Raw genomic sequence first — 16,468 nt, forward strand, 5'->3', positions numbered from 1 at the left:
CTAATCAACCAAAACCTAAAATCCTTCTGCCTTGATCTCTTTCTCGGTGATAGTGCCGTATTTCTTCACCTTATCCCGAATGGCCTCTGCTTTGCCCACGAGCACAAACTGTAGTTTGTCTTTCGGAAAATACTGGTCGATGATCTGCCGGGTTTTAGCTACGGTCAGGCCATCGACGTTCTTCTGGAAATTATTAATAAACGATTCATCGAAGCCCAGGCTGAACATGTCTGTCAGCAGATTTGCCAGACTACTGGCTGATTCGTAACGCGGTGGAAAATCAGCTTTCACGTAGTTCTTGGCTGATGTCAGCGTTTTCTCGTCGATGCCCGTCCGATGAAGACTATCAAGCACCTGTAGCGCCATATCGATAGCCTGGGTAGTGGTGCTATTTTTCGTGAAGGTCGAAATGGCAAAGGTGCCGCTTTTCCGGAACGTACCGAAGCGGCTGTTGGCGCCGTAGGTCAGGCCGGAGTTCACACGTAGGGCATCATTAAGCCACGATGTAAACCGCCCCCCCAGAATCGTGTTGACCACCGTAACCGGTATAAAATCGGGATTACTCTGGGTGATGCCTTTGCCGCCGATCAAAAACGTGGTTTCGCGGGCATCGTCTTTGTTTACCAGCAGCACCCGGCTTTTATCAAACGCAACCGTCGGCTCTGCTAAAACGGGCGACGTAGCCGCTGCCGTTTTCCAGCTACCAAGCAAATCGGTAATGCGCTTTTTCATCGCCGCCGTGTTAAAATCGCCAACAATCGCAATGGCCGCCCGGTCGGTGGTAAAGTTCTTCTGGTAAAACTGCCGCGCATCAGCCGCCGAAATGGCCGAAACAGAGGTGGGCGTTCCCGACAGCGGATTGGCGTAGGGATGCGTACCGTACACAAACGTGTTGAAATACGACCCGATCACACCGCGTGGTGTTTCTTTCTGCTGGGTTAACTGCAATAGTTGACGCTGTTTGTACTTGTCGAACTCAGTCTGGTCGAAGGTCGGCTTAGTGAGCACATCCTGCATAATATCGAACAGCAGATCCTGATCTTTCACGGCAAACGATGCGGTCATTTTAGCCACTTCCTTACCCGCAAAGGTTTCGACGCTGGCTCCCACATACTCGATCTTCTCTTCGAGCTGCGATTTCGTGTATTTCGAACTGCCAAACAACAGCGCCTGAGCCGTCATATTGGCCAGTCCGTAGCGACTATTGTCCTGCACGGCACCCGCATCGAACACCGCTGAAACATTAATCAGCGGTACTTCATGCTGTTCCATCAGGTAAACCGTCAGCCCATTCTTGAGCTTGAACTTCTGGTAAGGCGGCACCTTGAATGTCTGCGCCAACGACGCGCCCGTCGCAACCAGGGCGATAATAAACGTGAATACGTATCTCATATCGTAAACCCGTGCCATCCTGAGACTAGCTGGGTTTGATTTATGGGTTGATGATTAGTTAGTTTTCGCCGGGTTCGGCTTGGGCTCTGGCAGCAGATAACCAACCGTGCGGTTACGCTCGGTCAGGTACGTCCGGGCTACACGCTGCACGTCTTCTTTGGTCACCTTTTCATAAAGCGCAGGCGCTTCGTAAAGCTTCTTGTAATCACCGAAGTACAACTCATACGTACCCAGCGAATTGGCCTTCCCATTGATGGATTCCATAGTCCGGTAAAATTCCATCAGCTTCTGATTCTTCAGCTTTTGCAATTCCACATCCGTGATTCCTTCAGTAATCACCTTGTCGATCTGCCGCAATACAGCTTGCTCCAGTTGCGGGGCAGTAACACCGCTGGCGGCTACGGCGTAGATAGAAAACAGGCTTGGATCGAACGACATATCAGCGTTGGCAAACACACGCGACGCAATGGTTGAGTCGAGCACCAGCGACTTCACCAACCGCGATGAGTTGCCCGAACTCAACACGCCGCTGAGCAGATCAATGGCATAATAATCCGGGTGGCGGGAAGCGGGGGTGTGATACGCCAGCAGAATGTTGGGTGTCGCAATGTCTTTGTACGTCGTGGCCCGTCGTTCGCCGTTCTGCGGAGGCTCAACCGTACGCAGGCTATCGGGTAGTTTCTGTGCGGGAATCGGCTCGATATATTGCTCGGCCATTTTCTTCACCTGCGCAGCCGTTACGTCGCCAACCACCACCGCCACGGCATTATTGGGCGAGTAATACGTTTTGAAATATTTTTCCAGATCCGCCTGCGTCCATTTCTTGATGTCCGACTCAAAACCGATGACCGGGAACATGTACGGGTGCTCAACGAACGCCACGGACTGTACAAGTTCGCTCAGGACACGATAGTTGCTGTTTTCCAGCCCGGTACTGCGCTCCGACAAGACTACGCCGCGCTCGCTTTCCACCATTTTCGGGTCAATCGCCAGGTCGCGAATCCGGTCGGCTTCGAGGTCGAAAATCGTTTCAAGGGCACCGCTCTGAAACCAGTCGGTATATACGGTTGTGTTTTCGGTCGTGTACGCGTTGTTCGACCCACCGTTGGCTTCCATGACCCGGTCGAACTGCTTGGGGCCGTATTTCTTGGCCCCGTTGAACATCATGTGTTCAAAGAAGTGCGACAGGCCCGTGATGCCGTGTACTTCGTTGCGGGAGCCGACTTTCCAAAACGAATAAAAATTCGCATTGGGAATCGAATGGTCTTCGAGGACCATAAATTTCATCCCGTTCTTGAGCGTGAACGTCTGTACGTCTTCTGCTTTGGGCTTATTCTGCGCCAGCACAACGCCTGCCGAGAGCGTCAATGCCGTCAGCAGCCCTATTCCTTTGTTCATGAGGTGACTTTAGTTTGGCGAAAACCTAAAACTACTGCCTGAACAGCGCATGAACAACGCCTGTGTGACCAGTAGTTTAACCTTTCTGCCATCGTATATGGGGCTGGGGTGACAGAAAACAGTTTCTATGAGTCAAGCTGACACCTACTCGTTATCGCTCACCATAAGTAAGTACATGCCAGCTCTAAGGTCTCATTTGTGCTTATGGTAATCCTGCAATTCATGCTGAATGTATATACGGGACAGGGATTTTCTGACACATACTAAACGGCATCCTGCACCGACAGATTACTATCGACAAACTGCTTACCCCATTCGCAAAACTTATCCAGTATTGGTAGCACAGACTTCCCAAAGTCAGTTAGCGAATATTCAACCCTCAACGGAACTTCATCAAATTGCTTGCGAACAATAAGTCCGTCGTCGGCTAACTCTTTTAATTGTTGAGACAAAACTTTTTTAGAAATCATAGGCACAATGGCCGCCAACTTGCCAAACCTTTTACTGCCATTCGACAAGTAGAATAAAATAATTGGCTTCCAGCGACCACCAATTTTATCTATCGCTGCCGTAAGTGGGCAATTATATGGATTTCCCGAATTTCTTTTTTTAGTGGTTACCATGTGGTAAGTAGTTTGTAGTGAGCTCAATGCGGCACAAGGACGTAACTATCTATCTTTACCTTATGCTAAGGACAACGAAATACAAATTTTTTTCTTTGGTTACTATTTTGTCAATCATCAGTATGGCAACTTTTGCTCAGACCAAAGGAGTACGAGGAAATGATTCCGCAAATAAAAAACTGATGTTAACTATTGTGAATAACCTGTTTAATAAAGGCGATACTACCTATGCCGACAGATATTTTGTGCCTGAATTTGCTAAAGAAGAAAAAGCATTCACTCAACAAATTCGTACGGCATTTCCTGACCTGAAAATCACAGTAGATATCACAGTTGCCGAGAATGATATGGTTGCCGCAAGGTGGATAGCCAGCGGTACACATAAAGGTGCATTTCTTGGTATAAGCCCCACGAATAAAAAAGTATCGTGGAAAGGCTCATGGTTTTGGACTTTCAAAAACGCAATAGTTGCAGACGGCATGGGCAAAGGCTCATGGGATGCATTAGGATTACTTAAGCAACTGCAATCAAAGGAATAATATGAACGCGCTGTATAAGCTACTAAGCATAACGTGTAAAAAGCCTTATATTTTTGTTTTAATAGGGTCATTGATGGTGTTCAATGTTCTAATGAATGTTCCTGGTTTACCAACAAGTACACCATCTATGCAGGAAATTTCACCTACGTTTATCCCTTTTGATTTACAGGCGAAAGGGTATACTGTTGACAATTTTACCCATGACCTGAACGGATTAGGCATCGAAGGCAGGGACATTTACAGAAATTTCATGCTTTGCGATATCTTCTTTCCTTTTATTTACGCTTTAACATTTTCGTCACTTATTTTCTTAGTTTTCCGTGACAAGAAAAAGTGGCTAAAGTGGCTTTTTTTGATCCCGTTACTTACCGGAATTTTAGATTACATAGAGAATATTTTTATTGCCATGTCTTTTTCAAATTATCCTACTCCAACTCCTTTAGCTGTTTCGCTGGCAAGTTTGGCCACACAAATAAAAATGGTGTTTAATGTTTTACTGGTTCTGTCTTTGCTAGTGACACTCGGCACTTGGGCAGCGGCTTTGTTTAAAAAACAAATGAGCACAAGTGCACAATAATAGTGTTGCAGCAAGTAAGGTTTTTTCATAAAAATGTAGCGTTTTTTACCATCAAAAGTTGCTTCGCGTGCGGTCCCTTCGACAAGCTCAGGGTGACAATCCTACTCAAGTTCGTCATACACATTCCGTTGTGAGTTGTCACCCTGAGCTTGTCGAAGGGACCGCACGCGAAGCAATTTTCGCTCGTTGAACAGCGCCTAGGCAAACCACCGCTCCCACTCCATCCGCTCCTGCGCCCGGCCGATCCATTCCAGTACCACAAGGCCGGCATCGTCGTAACCCATGCGTAGACCGATGAATGACAGGTAATCGTTCAAAAGCTCGTCGATAGGTACGTTGCCGGTGATGCAGGTGTCGAAGTACCAGTCGAGGGGTTCGTCGGCTACTTCGGCAACGATGGCGCGGTAATCGGCGTAGGTGTAGCCGCGTACGGGTTGGCCGTTTTCCGTAGCGCCGAAGCGTTGCCAGAGTAGCCGCATCACATCGTCGAGGGAGCGTTCGTGGTCGAATTTCCGGCGCAGGTGCAGGTCGAGAATCAGCGAGGCGATGGCGCCTTTATGGTAAACCGAAACTTTCCGATCAGGAACGCCCCGAACGTACCCATCGAGCCACAAATCCCACGACGATTCGGTCAGTGACAACGACGCGCGACCTGCCTGCTCGAAATGGCGTTTCAGGATCACCAGCAACTCTTTCAGGTAAGCCGCATCATCGAACACGCTCGACCGACGAAGCATCAGATCGCCGTAATAAGTGGTGATGCCTTCGGCCACGAAACAAGTGGTGAAGTAGTTTTCGCGGGTAAAATCGTAGGGCGTCAACTCGGCGGGGCGGATTCGGCAAATGTTCCAGGCGTGAAACAACTCGTGCGACGCCACGCCCAGCAGATCGGTATACAGGCCCGCCCCTTCGATAGTTTCCCCGTCGGCAGCCAGGCCTTCCAGTTCAGGTCCTAGCACTAGTACGGTGCTGTTTCGGTGCTCAACGCCGTGGTAATACGGCACGGGTAAAACAAGAGTTAAGAAATGGTAATCGGCTTCAGGAAAATCACCAAAGAGCTTGATTTGCGCTTCGGTGAACCGGGTAAAATCAGCGGTAATCTGAGCTGGATCAAACGCAGGCGGCATCAGGTAATTCCAGCCCTGTACCCAGACCGTCACGGCCACGTCCTGCACGGTGTAGCGAACGGCCTGCAACGTACCTGAAGCAATCAACGGGCTGTCGACCAGTGCGTAGTAATCACTGGCAATCAACGTTTTAGTATTCTGTTGAGGAAGACCACAGGCAATCTGCCAGCCGTCGGGAATATCGAGAGCAAGTGTACAGGCTTCGTGCAGTCGGCCCTCGGCATACAGGCAGAGATTGACCGGGTTAATGTACCAGAAGTGCGACGAATCGGCATAGCTGCTCCCGGCATCGAGCTTATGATCACCCGCCACCAGCCCGAAATAATCATAACGTACCTGTACCGACGTAGCGCCCTTGGTTTGCACCTGCCAGCGATCTTTCGTCACTTTCCGGTACGTCAACGGCTGATCGTCCTGATCAAAAACGGCAAACGACCGGATGTTCTTCGCAAAATGCTGCAATTCATACCGACCAGGTCGCCAGGCAGGTAACTGTAACTCGAGCGTATCGCCCGTCACCTCGTCGATGCGACAGGTAACGTTGATGTAATGACTGCCCGGCTCGGCAACGGAGAGAGTATAAAGCAAAGTGGGTTTGTCGTTTGAGGTTTGTCGTTTGTAGTTGCGCTGCTGAGGCAAAGCTACCTACAAGTTTCCATTCATACAGAAAGACAAAATTGCAGCGCAACTACAAACCACAAACCCTTTAGTCCAGATCGATATAATACGGCTCGTGGTCCATTTCCTCGCGGGCTTCTTCGGCGGCTTCGAACTGAGCCTGCTCTGGTTCCGAAAGGGCTGGTTGAGGCTGTTGCGCCTGCACCCGTTGCACAAACACACCGGCACTCATCAGCGCCAACGTACCTGCCACCGCCGCTATGGCCTCATTACGGCCAGCCTGTTTGGCCGCAACGCCGGTAAAGCCAGCCACGAAGGGCAACAGGTAATACGGGTCGTTGAGCTTCTTCGACACTGTAACGCCGATGGCACCCAGCACGCCGAGCAAACCAACGGCAAATGGTACGGCCCGCTCGCGGCTAACCCGATACCCGGCTTCGATAAGCAGATTCGTGGTTGCTACACCCGTCGCTACCGTGATCCAGCCCGCATAGATACCCGTGGCTCGGTGGAACGTCTTTTCTGGTTGGGTCAGGTCGGCAGTTTGTCCTACGCCCAGCGCTTCGTGCAGCGCAAGTACAGTTGGTAGTGTGGCTACGGTGATGGCGTTGGCAGCCACGCGCGCCTCTTTTTCACCTCGCGAGAAGAAAACCCCGAACAGCCCGTTTAGCAGGTAGTTGGCGACCAGCCAGGGGGCCGCTTTCTCGTACCGTGGATTGTTGACCTGCGAGGGTAATGCCTGATGTACGGCCAGACCTAACGTACCTGTGTAAATGACCGGCCAAACAGCGGCGAATGTACCACCTACCGGGGTGATGAGGTTCGTCTCCAGCTCGTCCTGGTACTCGGGCACCACATCGGTACGTCGTTTTTTATTCCGTGGCCCAGCAAAGAAATACGTACCCACAATGCTGCCAATGACCACTGCGGCCGTAGCGATGCGGCTGATTTTTGTGTTTTCCATAAACGGTGATTGAGCGATTTCTCTCTAAAACCCGCTCAATCACACGCTTGTTTGAAGAAAAAAGAGCTATAACCTGGAGTTATACAGAGGTACGACAGAGCCACATAGAGGTCTTCTCTTTATAGCTGAAGAAATCTCCTTGCAACTCTATGGCACCTCTGTATAACTCCAGGTTATAGCTCTGTTTCTCTAATTACCGCAACACGCTATCACCTTTCAAATGCTCATTCAGGTAATCGACGTATTGCTGGTAGAGCAACTGGTAGGTGGTTTGGCTATAAGCTACGCCATGCGCACCGGGGGGATAAATGCGCAGATCGGCATCTTTTCCGGCGTCTTCCAGCGCGTTCATCAACTGGAACGTGTTGCGCACGTGTACGTTTTCGTCCATCGTTGAGTGGGCGATAAACATCTTACCGGCCAGATTTTTAGCGTAAGTCGTCACCGCGCTTTTCTGATAAGCCGCGTCGTTCTCAGGTACAAGGCCCATATAGCGCTCCGTGTAGATGCTGTCGTACAGGCGCCAGTCGGTGACGGGTGCGCCGACCAGCGATACTTTGAATACGCCGGGGTGGGTCAACATGGTGTAGCTGCTCATGTAGCCGCCGTAGCTGTGGCCACGAATGGCCATCCGCGCGCCGTCGACCCACGGAAGCGTGGCGAGGTATTGGGCCGTTTCGGCGAAATCGAGGCTTTCGTAATAGCCCAGCTTTTCGTAGACCATCTTCTCGAACGCGCTGCCATAGCCGCCGCTGCCCCGGTTGTTCACACCAACCACCACATAGCCTTGCTGTGCCAGATATTGATGCCAGGGCTGCGCCTGCCAGTCATTATACACCGACTGCGAACCCGGTCCTCCGTAGATATCAACAACCACCGGATAGCGTTTTGTCGGCTGGAAGTCGGTTGGCTTGATAATCGAAATGTCTATTTTCTGACCGTCTTTCGTCGTAAACGAGCTTAGTTCTTTGGGCGAATACGTGTTCATGCTGACGTAGTCTTTCACGCGAGCATTGTCTTCCAGCGATTTGACGAGCGCGCCCTTCACGTCGCGCAGTTCAACCTGCGTAGGCGTCTGCACGTTCGAGTAGCGATCAATGAAATACTGCCCATTGTCCGACATGTTGACCGTGTGACGGCCGGCAGGCGTGGTCAGGCGTTTCTTGTTTTTGCCATCCGCATCGATCACGTAAAGCTGCCGTTCCAGCGGCGAGGCTTCGGTTGAGGTGAAGTAGACCTTCTTGCCTTTCGTATCAATGTGCTGAATCGTCGACACCTCGAAGTTGCCCTTCGTGACCTGATTCAGCAGCTTACCGGTGTAATCGTAACGGTACAGATGTGCCCAGCCGTCGCGTTCCGATACCCAGTAGAACTCGTTTACGCCCTTCGGAAACTCGAACAGGTGATTTACGCCCGCAAAGAAATCGAACACGTCGACCCAGGTTTTCGAGGTTTCGGTCATGATCACTTTCGCGTCGCCGGTGCGGGCGTTGGCCATGTACAGGTTCAGTTCGTTCTGCTTCCGGTTCAGGTGCACCAGCGCCAGTTGCCCTTCCTGCGACGTCCAGTAAATACGGGGAATGTACCCTTGCTGGCCCTCCACGTTTATGAACGCCGTTTTGCCATTGGCAATCTCGATGGCACCGATCCGAACGCTCGGGTTCCGGTCGCCCACGCGGGGGTAGGGTAACGAATCGTAGGTTTCTCGGAAGCCCTGGTAATTCGTGAGGCGGTAGATGGGTACGTTCTGCTCGTCAGACTGCCAGAAAGCGATGAACTTACTGTCGGGCGACCACGCCCAGGCTTGTGCCAGGCCGAACTCTTCTTCGTAGGCCCAACCGAACCGACCGTTATAGAACGCCGGTTTCGCGTCGTTAGTCAGCTGGGTTTCTTTCTGCGTGGCAAAATCGAACACGAACAGGTTGCCGCCGCGTTCGTAGCCCACCTGCTTGCCATCGGGCGAGAGTTCGGCGGTTTGCGCGTCTTTGGCTACCAGCTTCAGCACCTTGTCGGCAAGGCTGTAAACGTAATAATCCGAAATGCCCGACCGGCGGTACACAGGCCGGAAGTTGGTCTGGAAAAACAGGTTCTTCGAGTCTTTCGACCATTGGAACGAATCGAAATCGAACGCTTTCTCGGTGCCCGGAAATTTCATCGTCTTACCGTCGAAGAGCACCGTTTCGCTCTTATCAGCGGGCGAAAATACCTTGATCGCCCCCGATCGGTCGAGGAACGAGAAGCGCGTGCCGCCGTCGATCCAGTTCACCGAACGTGGACCATTCGCGCCCGCCAGTTGCCCGCCCGAGCGTAAGGCCTGTTGCAGATCAGCATAGCGCGGTTTAGTCGTTTGCGCTACAGTTGGCGCGGCCATTGGCGTTGCCGCGGCTAGAAAAAGCCAGAGTATGTGTTTGTTAATGGACATGGAGCAAAATTACTTTCTTAAAGTTACTTCTCAGAGAAGCCAATCGTAATCGTTTAATGGTTAAAGTTGCAGTGAAAACCCGGGCGCTGACCCTTAAATGGTTTTGGCGGTTGCTTTTCGCTCCAAGGCCTTCGACAGGCTCAACGCGAAGCAATACGCTACCAAAAACGACCTTTACCCTTCATGAAAATCAACAAACTGCTCGTTGCCAATCGCGGCGAAATTGCCCTTCGTGTCATGCGTACTGCCCGTGAAATGGGTATCAAAACCGTGGCTATTTACTCGGAAGCGGATCGAAATGCGCTGCACGTGCGCTATGCCGATGAAGCCGTGTGCGTGGGACCGGCCCCCTCAGCTCAATCGTACCTGCGGGGCGATGCCATTATTGACGTTTGTCGCAAACTGGGCGTGGATGCCATTCATCCGGGCTACGGGTTTTTATCTGAAAACGCCAATTTCGCCCGTCAGGTACGTGAAGCAGGGTTGATTTTCATTGGCCCTTCACCCGAAAGCATTGAAGTGATGGGCAGCAAGCTAGCGGCGAAAGCGGCCGTTTCGGGTTACAACATTCCGATGGTGCCCGGCACACCTGACGCTATCACTGACCGCGAAGAAGCCAAGGTCATTTCCGCCAAGATTGGCTACCCCATTCTAATCAAAGCCAGCGCAGGCGGCGGCGGAAAAGGCATGCGGGTTGTGGAAAAAGACGCCGATTTCGACGAACAGATGGACCGTGCCGTGAGTGAAGCCATTTCCTCGTTCGGCGATGGATCGGTGTTTATCGAGAAGTACGTTACCTCGCCACGCCACGTTGAGATTCAGGTGCTGGGCGATCAGCATGGCAATATCATTCACCTCTTTGAGCGCGAATGTTCGGTACAGCGGCGGCACCAGAAAGTGGTGGAAGAAGCCCCCTCGGCTGTTCTGACGCCTGAAATCCGGGAAGCGATGGGTCAGGCGGCGGTCGATGTAGCGCGGGCGTGTGGCTACTACGGAGCTGGTACCGTCGAGTTCATCGTGGATGCCGACCTGAACTTCTACTTCCTCGAGATGAACACGCGTCTCCAGGTCGAACACCCCGTTTCTGAACTGATTACGGGCGTTGACCTGGTCGAGCAGATGATCTACATCGCCGAAGGCAAAGCGCTGACGATTAAGCAGGAAGACCTGAAAATCAAGGGCCATGCCGTGGAAGTACGTGTGTATGCCGAAGATCCTGCCAACAACTTTCTGCCCGATGTAGGCACGTTGGAAACCTACGTTCGTCCGCAAGGCAACGGCGTGCGTGTAGATGACGGGTTTGAGCAGGGTATGGACATTCCTATTTACTACGACCCGATGATTGCCAAGCTGATCACCTACGGTAACGACCGCGAGGCCGCCATTCAGAAGATGATCCGGGCCATCGACGAGTATCAGATTACGGGTGTTCAGACCACGCTGCCCTTCTGTAAATTCGTGATGGAGCATGACGCGTTCCGCTCCGGCAAGTTCGACACCGGTTTCGTCGCTAATTATTTCACGCCCGATGTGTTGAAAACCGAGGCCGATCCACAGGAAACAGACCTAGCAGCCGTATTGGCCGCGTACCTGCTGGACACACAGAAACCGAAAGCCACCGCTGCACAGCATACCGCTTCGCCCTCTAAAAGCCGCTGGCGCGAGCGCCGACTGGGATAATGAAATTTACAATGGACTTTTTGCTCTAGACGCTTCGACTAGAGCAAAAGTCCACTGTATAGACATCAACTAGCTACGACACCTTGCTGAACAAGTTGTTTAGCGATTCGGCCAGCGTGGGGTGTGCGAAGATGGCGTCGCGGAGACGTGTGTAGGGCAGGTTACCCATCATGGCGATCTGGAGCATCGACATGATCTCGCCGCCTTCCACGCCCAGAATGGCTGCGCCGATAATCTGATCATTCTCGGCGTCGATAAGCACCTTCATCAGACCCTGGGTACGTTCCGTTTCGATTGCGCGGGCTACGCTGGTCATGGGAATCGTCGCGATCTTGATCGACCGTCCCTCCTGTCGGGCTTCCTGTTCGCTCAGCCCAATCCGGCCAAGTTGCGGGTCGGTGAAGATCGTATACGGGACAGATCTGCCCTTAATTGTAGCATTGCCGCCTTCCAGCAAGTTCTGGTTGATTACCCGGTAATCGTCGTACGAAATATGGGTAAAGGCGGGACCACCTTTGATATCGCCCAAACCGTAAATACCGGGCTGGCTGGTTTCCAACTGGTCGTTCACTTCTATAAAGCCGTGTTCGTTTGTCGTTACACCGGTAGCGTCCAGATTGAGCGTGGCCGTATTGGGTGTTGTGCCGGTCACCACCAGTAAATGCGAGCCGGTTAGCTGAATGGGGCCATCTACCGTTTCCAACGATAAGCGCACACCGCCATCTGCGTCTTTGCTCACCTTGTCAACGCTTGTATTGGTCAGCACCTGAACACCTTCGCCCGCCAGCACTTTCGTCAGTGCCTCAGCAATGTCCTCGTCTTCGCGCGATAGCAGTTGATTACCCCGTTCGATAATGGTCACCTCACTTCCAAATCGCCGGAATAGCTGACTGAACTCAACACCGATATAGCCGCCGCCTAGAATCAGCAGGTGTTTAGGCAACTCAGGTACGTCCATCAGCGTGGTAGAGGTAAACCAGGGCACTGTATCCAGGCCCGGCAAGTCGGGTTTTGTTGGGTGTGTGCCGCAGTCGATGAAAATATGCTCGGCCGTCAGTTTGCGTTCTCCTCCATCGTTCAGAGATACGGCCAGTTGTTTCGTGCCTACGAACCGGGCTTCACCACCGATGAACGTTAGGTTTTCGGTATCGGCAAACTGTTTTTCAATTCCTTCCCGAAACTGCTCGACAATGCGATTTTTCCGATCAATAATCGCTTTGAACACTACCTGTACGTCACCGGTTTCGATGCCGTAATCAACGGCTCGGCGGGCATCGGAGGCCATTTGCGCCGAAGCAATCAACGTCTTAGTTGGTGTACAACCGTAGTTGATGCAGGTACCACCCACGTAACTGCGCTCGACTATAGCGGTGCGCCAGCCTTTTTTAGCTAGCGCCAGCACGAGCGGCTTGCCGGCTTGCCCAGCGCCAATAATCAAGGCATCGAATTGCTCAAAAGAACTGTCATTCATCCTGTTTATAGAGAAAGGTCAGGTACGTGCCCATCGGGTTGAAAACATGTTTACCCAACTTATAGCCCGGTAAATAGTTAGAAAACCCCATTGCCCGGCCTAACAGCATTACGTGCAGGAATGAAGACGCCCAACGTCTTAAAACGATGAAAGCCCGCCCAGCAATGCTGAACGGGCTTTCATCTACCAAGTCCGATTTCTATTTAGCCGAAACGATCTCTACATCGAACGCTAATGGCGAGTATGGTGGAATGGCCACATTACCCACAGCATCGTACCGAATAGTGCTACCGTACCCCAGCGTTGATGGGAATACCAACACACCCTTTTCGCCTACTTTCATGGATTTCAGACCCGTTTCGAAGCCAGGTACGTAACTACCACGTCCTAAGGGTACATCGATCGTACCACCGGTGTCGAACGGTTTGGTACCGCGTAGCAAACGGCCCGAATACTTTACAGAAACAGTCTGACCGTCAATTAACACGGCACCGGTTGGCACTGACGTTGTCTTAATGATACGCAACCCGGTCGTTTGTTTTTCTGCCACCGTATACTTGTTCCGCTCAATGAAGTTCTCGATCTGCTGATCTTCGGAACGTGCCCGTTTGAGCGTTACGTCAAAGCGAACAGGTGTATTGGCTGGCAGTTTTCCGCCAACCGCTTCTTCGGTACCAAAAGCGGCGTAGGATGGGATAAGGAAAATAGCTTTTTCTCCTTCACGCACTTTCGAGAAGCCCGCTTCCAGACCAGGCAGCATGGCGTTCAGACCAAACGGAAAGAAAATCGACGTATCACGGGCGGCCACATCAATCACTGTACCGTCGAGTTTGGAAATCGTGTAGTTGAATTCCAGTTCGTCGGCCTGCACAGGTAGTTTCCCTGTTGGGTTAGCCTGGGTGATCACGTATTTTACGCCATATAGGGCGTCCATCACGGCCAGGCCCTGCGCCTTGGCGTAGGCGCTGATCGCCGTAGTATCTTTTACAAAGTTATCCTGTACCGGATCGACATACGTGTCTTTACAGGCTGTGAATGAAATCGCTAGAGCGGCGGCGATGAACGCCAGACTAAGTTTACGCATTGGTTGTGAGGTGATGCCTACAGGTTAGCATCCTATGTTGACTATATACTAGTACCCGAATTTCTTATAGAACGTTGGAACAAGCCTTAAAAATTTACGCTTTCCCCATTTTTCAAGGCTCGGAAGCGCGCCGGATCGACTTGCTGGGCTTTCAGCGCATTTTTCAAATCCGTAACAGGCTCACCTTCGCCGTCGTCGGCCAGCGGGAACGTACCAAAGTGAATGGCCACACTTTGCTGCGACAGCACGTCCTGATGAATCAGTACCGCCTCAGCGGGATTAACGTGTACCGGCGACATGAACCAATTGGGTTTATAAGCACCGATAGGGATCAAGGCCAGCCGAAGCGGGCCGAACTGCTTGCCAATGGCCTTAAAATGGGGACCATAGCCTGAATCGCCCGCAAAATACAGTTTCCCAACGGCTTTATTGTCAATAACGTACCCGGCCCAGAGCGTCGCATCACGGTCGAACATACCCCGGCCCGAGAAATGTTGCGCCGGCACGCAGTGTACGGTAGTGTGCTCATTTACTGGTATAGCCTGCTGCCAGTCCATCTCTGTCACATTGGTCAGGCCTTCCTGTTTCAGAAACGCCTTTACGCCGAGGGGGCAGATAATGCGCGGATGGTCGCGGGCGGCCAGCTTTTTTACCGTCCCGATTTCAAGGTGATCCCAGTGGTTATGGCTCAACAACAACACATCTATTTTGGGCAGGTCATCAAACCGGATACCGGGCGGACAATTCCGGGCGGGGCCAACAAACGAAAAGGGACTAACGCGCTTTTCGTAAATCGGGTCAGTCAGCACATTCAACCCATCAAATTGCAGCAACATTGTTGAGTGGTTCACATACGTTACCCGAACCTGCGAAGGCTGTGTGGTGTCTGCATTGGCCAGTACGCGGGCGTCAGGTACGTTGCCAACGGGATCGTTATGGTATACGGGCCAGGGTTCTGTCCGTTCGTGATTGAGCTGCCACCTGATAACGCCCGACAGGCCCTGTGGCTGGGCGGCACCGGGCGTAAAAAACGTTTTTCCGTTGAAGTGGTCGGAAACAGGACCGGCGTAACGGGGCGCAGAAATAAGATAACCTATAAGCAGCGCAACCAGAACAACTACAACCAGAACGACCAACAGGCCAATGAGTATCTTTGAGAGCATAATGTATAGAAAGGCGCAGGCAACGGCGTCTGTTGAATCAATAGTATGGAACAGCTACAAGACGCCCCCAAATTCAAATTCTGGAAAAAGCAGCTCGAACTCAACGGCTTGAGGGTCCACAAAATTAGCGATCATTTCATCCGCCGACGTCATAATGGTGAAGTTCTCTTCGCCCTGCTCATGGTTGATGCCGATACCCCCGAAGGTGACAAGATACCGCCCATCTGTTTTCTGAAAGGCCATGCGGCTTCGGTACTGGTGTGCCTGATCGATGATAAGACCAGCGAAAAATTTGTGGTCCTCGTTCGACAGCGTCGAATCTCCGACGGCTCACAGACCTACGAGCACCCCGCGGGCATGGTCGATGTAGACGACGACCCAACCGACACAGCCGCCCGTGAGGTTGGTGAGGAAATTGGCCTTAGCATCACCCCCGACGAGCTGACGAAGCTAAATCCGAGGCTATGGTACCCAAGCACCGGCACCAGCGACGAAGCCATGCACTACTATTTTGTGGAAAAGACCATGTCGCGGGACGAGATCATGCGGTTTCACCTGAAGAAGATGGACAGCGAGTCTGAGCTAGAGCGCATTACGTCGGTTGTGGCAACCATCCCCGAAGCCCATAAATTGGTTAATAATGTAAACGGCCTGCTGATTCACTTCCTGTATCTCCAGAAAGTAGGGGACTACGAGACTATGAAACTACTGTAACACGGGCTTCAGCCCATACGGGCTAAAGCCCGTGTTACACCTTTTTGCAAATTCCAGTTGCACAAAACCCGTCGCAAACCCTATATTTGCACTCCCAAAGCGGCTAATCTTGCCCTTGGGCATGTATCTGCTTCCGTAGTTCAATGGATAGAATTTCGGTTTCCGGTACCGACGATAGGGGTTCGAATCCCTTCGGGAGCACATTTTCCGCATCAACGGAACACACAAACGCTAACTTTCAACGAGTTAGCGTTTTTTGTTATCAGGCTTTATTTAAGAAGATACAGTTCCGTAAACTAATTCCGTCCCCTGCCTTGCTTCTTTCTGTAATTTGGTATTGACCAATACAATCGGGACACCGACCAGAAAGAATAATGAAAGCCATCTCAACGGAGGACGTTAAGTTTTTACTGAAAGATGCCCGCGCCACCGGGCCGACCCTGGTTTATCTCGTCTATCGGTTTGACAATAGTCGATTCAAGTACTCGACTGGACAGACTACTCCCTTACTTTAAGACGGTTTAGCTTGCAAGGATGAGGTAATCTTCAGTACAACAAGATTAGCCTACCGCTGGATAAATGGTTTGTACTTATTAGTCACTCAATGAAAACTAATGGCCTCTTTCAACAACTTTTAGACTAATTTGGCTATCTGGCTTTTCATATAAACTCGATTGGCTTAGCAAATCAGGAAGA

General features: G+C 51.6%; 14 protein-coding genes and 1 tRNA gene. 6 read left to right on the top strand and 9 right to left on the bottom strand.

The features are described 5' to 3' along the window. Positions 1 to 15 precede the first annotated feature (15 nt). The 3 genes from F7231_RS08410 to F7231_RS08420 form a co-directional block, all read right to left on the bottom strand. On the bottom strand, positions 16 to 1,392 hold the full coding sequence (locus tag F7231_RS08410; RefSeq protein ID WP_085415063.1) for a M16 family metallopeptidase: 1,377 nt from the start codon (positions 1,390 to 1,392) through the stop codon (positions 16 to 18). A gap of 54 nt (positions 1,393 to 1,446) precedes the next feature. Further along, positions 1,447 to 2,790, bottom strand: a complete 1,344-nt coding sequence (locus F7231_RS08415) for a M16 family metallopeptidase (RefSeq protein WP_166691561.1) — start codon at positions 2,788 to 2,790, stop codon at positions 1,447 to 1,449. 263 nt (positions 2,791 to 3,053) lie between these two features. Further along, positions 3,054 to 3,413 (bottom strand): winged helix-turn-helix transcriptional regulator, encoded by a 360-nt coding sequence (locus F7231_RS08420; protein ID WP_166691562.1) that lies wholly within the window; start codon positions 3,411 to 3,413, stop codon positions 3,054 to 3,056. Positions 3,414 to 3,535: 122 nt separating this feature from the next. On the opposite strand from F7231_RS08420, the gene F7231_RS08425 reads away from it, so the two are divergent. After that, a complete protein-coding gene (locus F7231_RS08425; RefSeq protein ID WP_166691563.1) occupies positions 3,536 to 3,952 on the top strand; it encodes an ester cyclase in 417 nt (138 codons plus the stop codon). A gap of 1 nt (position 3,953) precedes the next feature. Continuing rightward, positions 3,954 to 4,529, top strand: coding sequence for a hypothetical protein (locus F7231_RS08430; RefSeq protein ID WP_166691564.1), 576 nt, complete (start codon positions 3,954 to 3,956; stop codon positions 4,527 to 4,529). A gap of 197 nt (positions 4,530 to 4,726) precedes the next feature. Here F7231_RS08430 and F7231_RS08435 read toward each other — a convergent pair whose 3' ends face one another. From F7231_RS08435 to F7231_RS08445, 3 genes are all read right to left on the bottom strand, one after another. Next, positions 4,727 to 6,244 (bottom strand): M61 family metallopeptidase, encoded by a 1,518-nt coding sequence (locus F7231_RS08435; RefSeq protein ID WP_166691565.1) that lies wholly within the window; start codon positions 6,242 to 6,244, stop codon positions 4,727 to 4,729. Positions 6,245 to 6,362: 118 nt separating this feature from the next. Continuing rightward, on the bottom strand, positions 6,363 to 7,238 hold the full coding sequence (locus F7231_RS08440) for a TspO-related membrane protein (protein ID WP_166691566.1): 876 nt from the start codon (positions 7,236 to 7,238) through the stop codon (positions 6,363 to 6,365). A 193-nt stretch (positions 7,239 to 7,431) separates the two neighbouring features. Beyond that, positions 7,432 to 9,660, bottom strand: coding sequence for a S9 family peptidase (locus F7231_RS08445; RefSeq protein WP_166691567.1), 2,229 nt, complete (start codon positions 9,658 to 9,660; stop codon positions 7,432 to 7,434). A gap of 183 nt (positions 9,661 to 9,843) precedes the next feature. Between F7231_RS08445 and accC the strand changes: the two genes are divergently transcribed. Further along, on the top strand, positions 9,844 to 11,340 hold the full coding sequence (accC, locus tag F7231_RS08450; protein WP_085411951.1) for an acetyl-CoA carboxylase biotin carboxylase subunit: 1,497 nt from the start codon (positions 9,844 to 9,846) through the stop codon (positions 11,338 to 11,340). Between the two features lie 73 nt (positions 11,341 to 11,413). Here the strand turns inward: accC and F7231_RS08455 are convergent, their stop codons facing one another. The 3 genes from F7231_RS08455 to F7231_RS08465 all read right to left on the bottom strand — a co-directional run bounded on the left by F7231_RS08455 (position 11,414) and on the right by F7231_RS08465 (position 15,058). Next, positions 11,414 to 12,811 carry a mercuric reductase gene (locus F7231_RS08455; protein WP_166691568.1) on the bottom strand — a complete coding sequence of 466 codons (1,398 nt, stop codon included), beginning with the start codon at positions 12,809 to 12,811 and terminating at the stop codon, positions 11,414 to 11,416. A gap of 199 nt (positions 12,812 to 13,010) precedes the next feature. Then, positions 13,011 to 13,895: an FKBP-type peptidyl-prolyl cis-trans isomerase gene (locus tag F7231_RS08460; RefSeq protein ID WP_166691569.1), complete on the bottom strand. Its 885-nt coding sequence runs from the start codon at positions 13,893 to 13,895 to the stop codon at positions 13,011 to 13,013. 86 nt (positions 13,896 to 13,981) lie between these two features. Continuing rightward, a complete protein-coding gene (locus F7231_RS08465; protein WP_166691570.1) occupies positions 13,982 to 15,058 on the bottom strand; it encodes an MBL fold metallo-hydrolase in 1,077 nt (358 codons plus the stop codon). A 45-nt stretch (positions 15,059 to 15,103) separates the two neighbouring features. On the opposite strand from F7231_RS08465, the gene F7231_RS08470 reads away from it, so the two are divergent. The 3 genes from F7231_RS08470 (at position 15,104) to F7231_RS08480 (ending at position 16,287) form a co-directional block, all read left to right on the top strand. Next, the gene (locus tag F7231_RS08470) at positions 15,104 to 15,772 is read left to right on the top strand and encodes an NUDIX hydrolase (RefSeq protein WP_166691571.1); all 669 of its coding nucleotides are present in this window, start codon (positions 15,104 to 15,106) and stop codon (positions 15,770 to 15,772) included. A 129-nt stretch (positions 15,773 to 15,901) separates the two neighbouring features. After that, positions 15,902 to 15,973 (top strand) — tRNA-Arg (locus tag F7231_RS08475). A 173-nt stretch (positions 15,974 to 16,146) separates the two neighbouring features. Then, on the top strand, positions 16,147 to 16,287 hold the full coding sequence (locus F7231_RS08480; RefSeq protein ID WP_166691197.1) for a hypothetical protein: 141 nt from the start codon (positions 16,147 to 16,149) through the stop codon (positions 16,285 to 16,287). Positions 16,288 to 16,468 lie beyond the last annotated feature (181 nt).

Origin of the sequence: Fibrivirga algicola (genome assembly GCF_011742925.1) — a bacterium.
GTDB classification, from domain to species: domain Bacteria; phylum Bacteroidota; class Bacteroidia; order Cytophagales; family Spirosomataceae; genus Fibrella; species Fibrella algicola.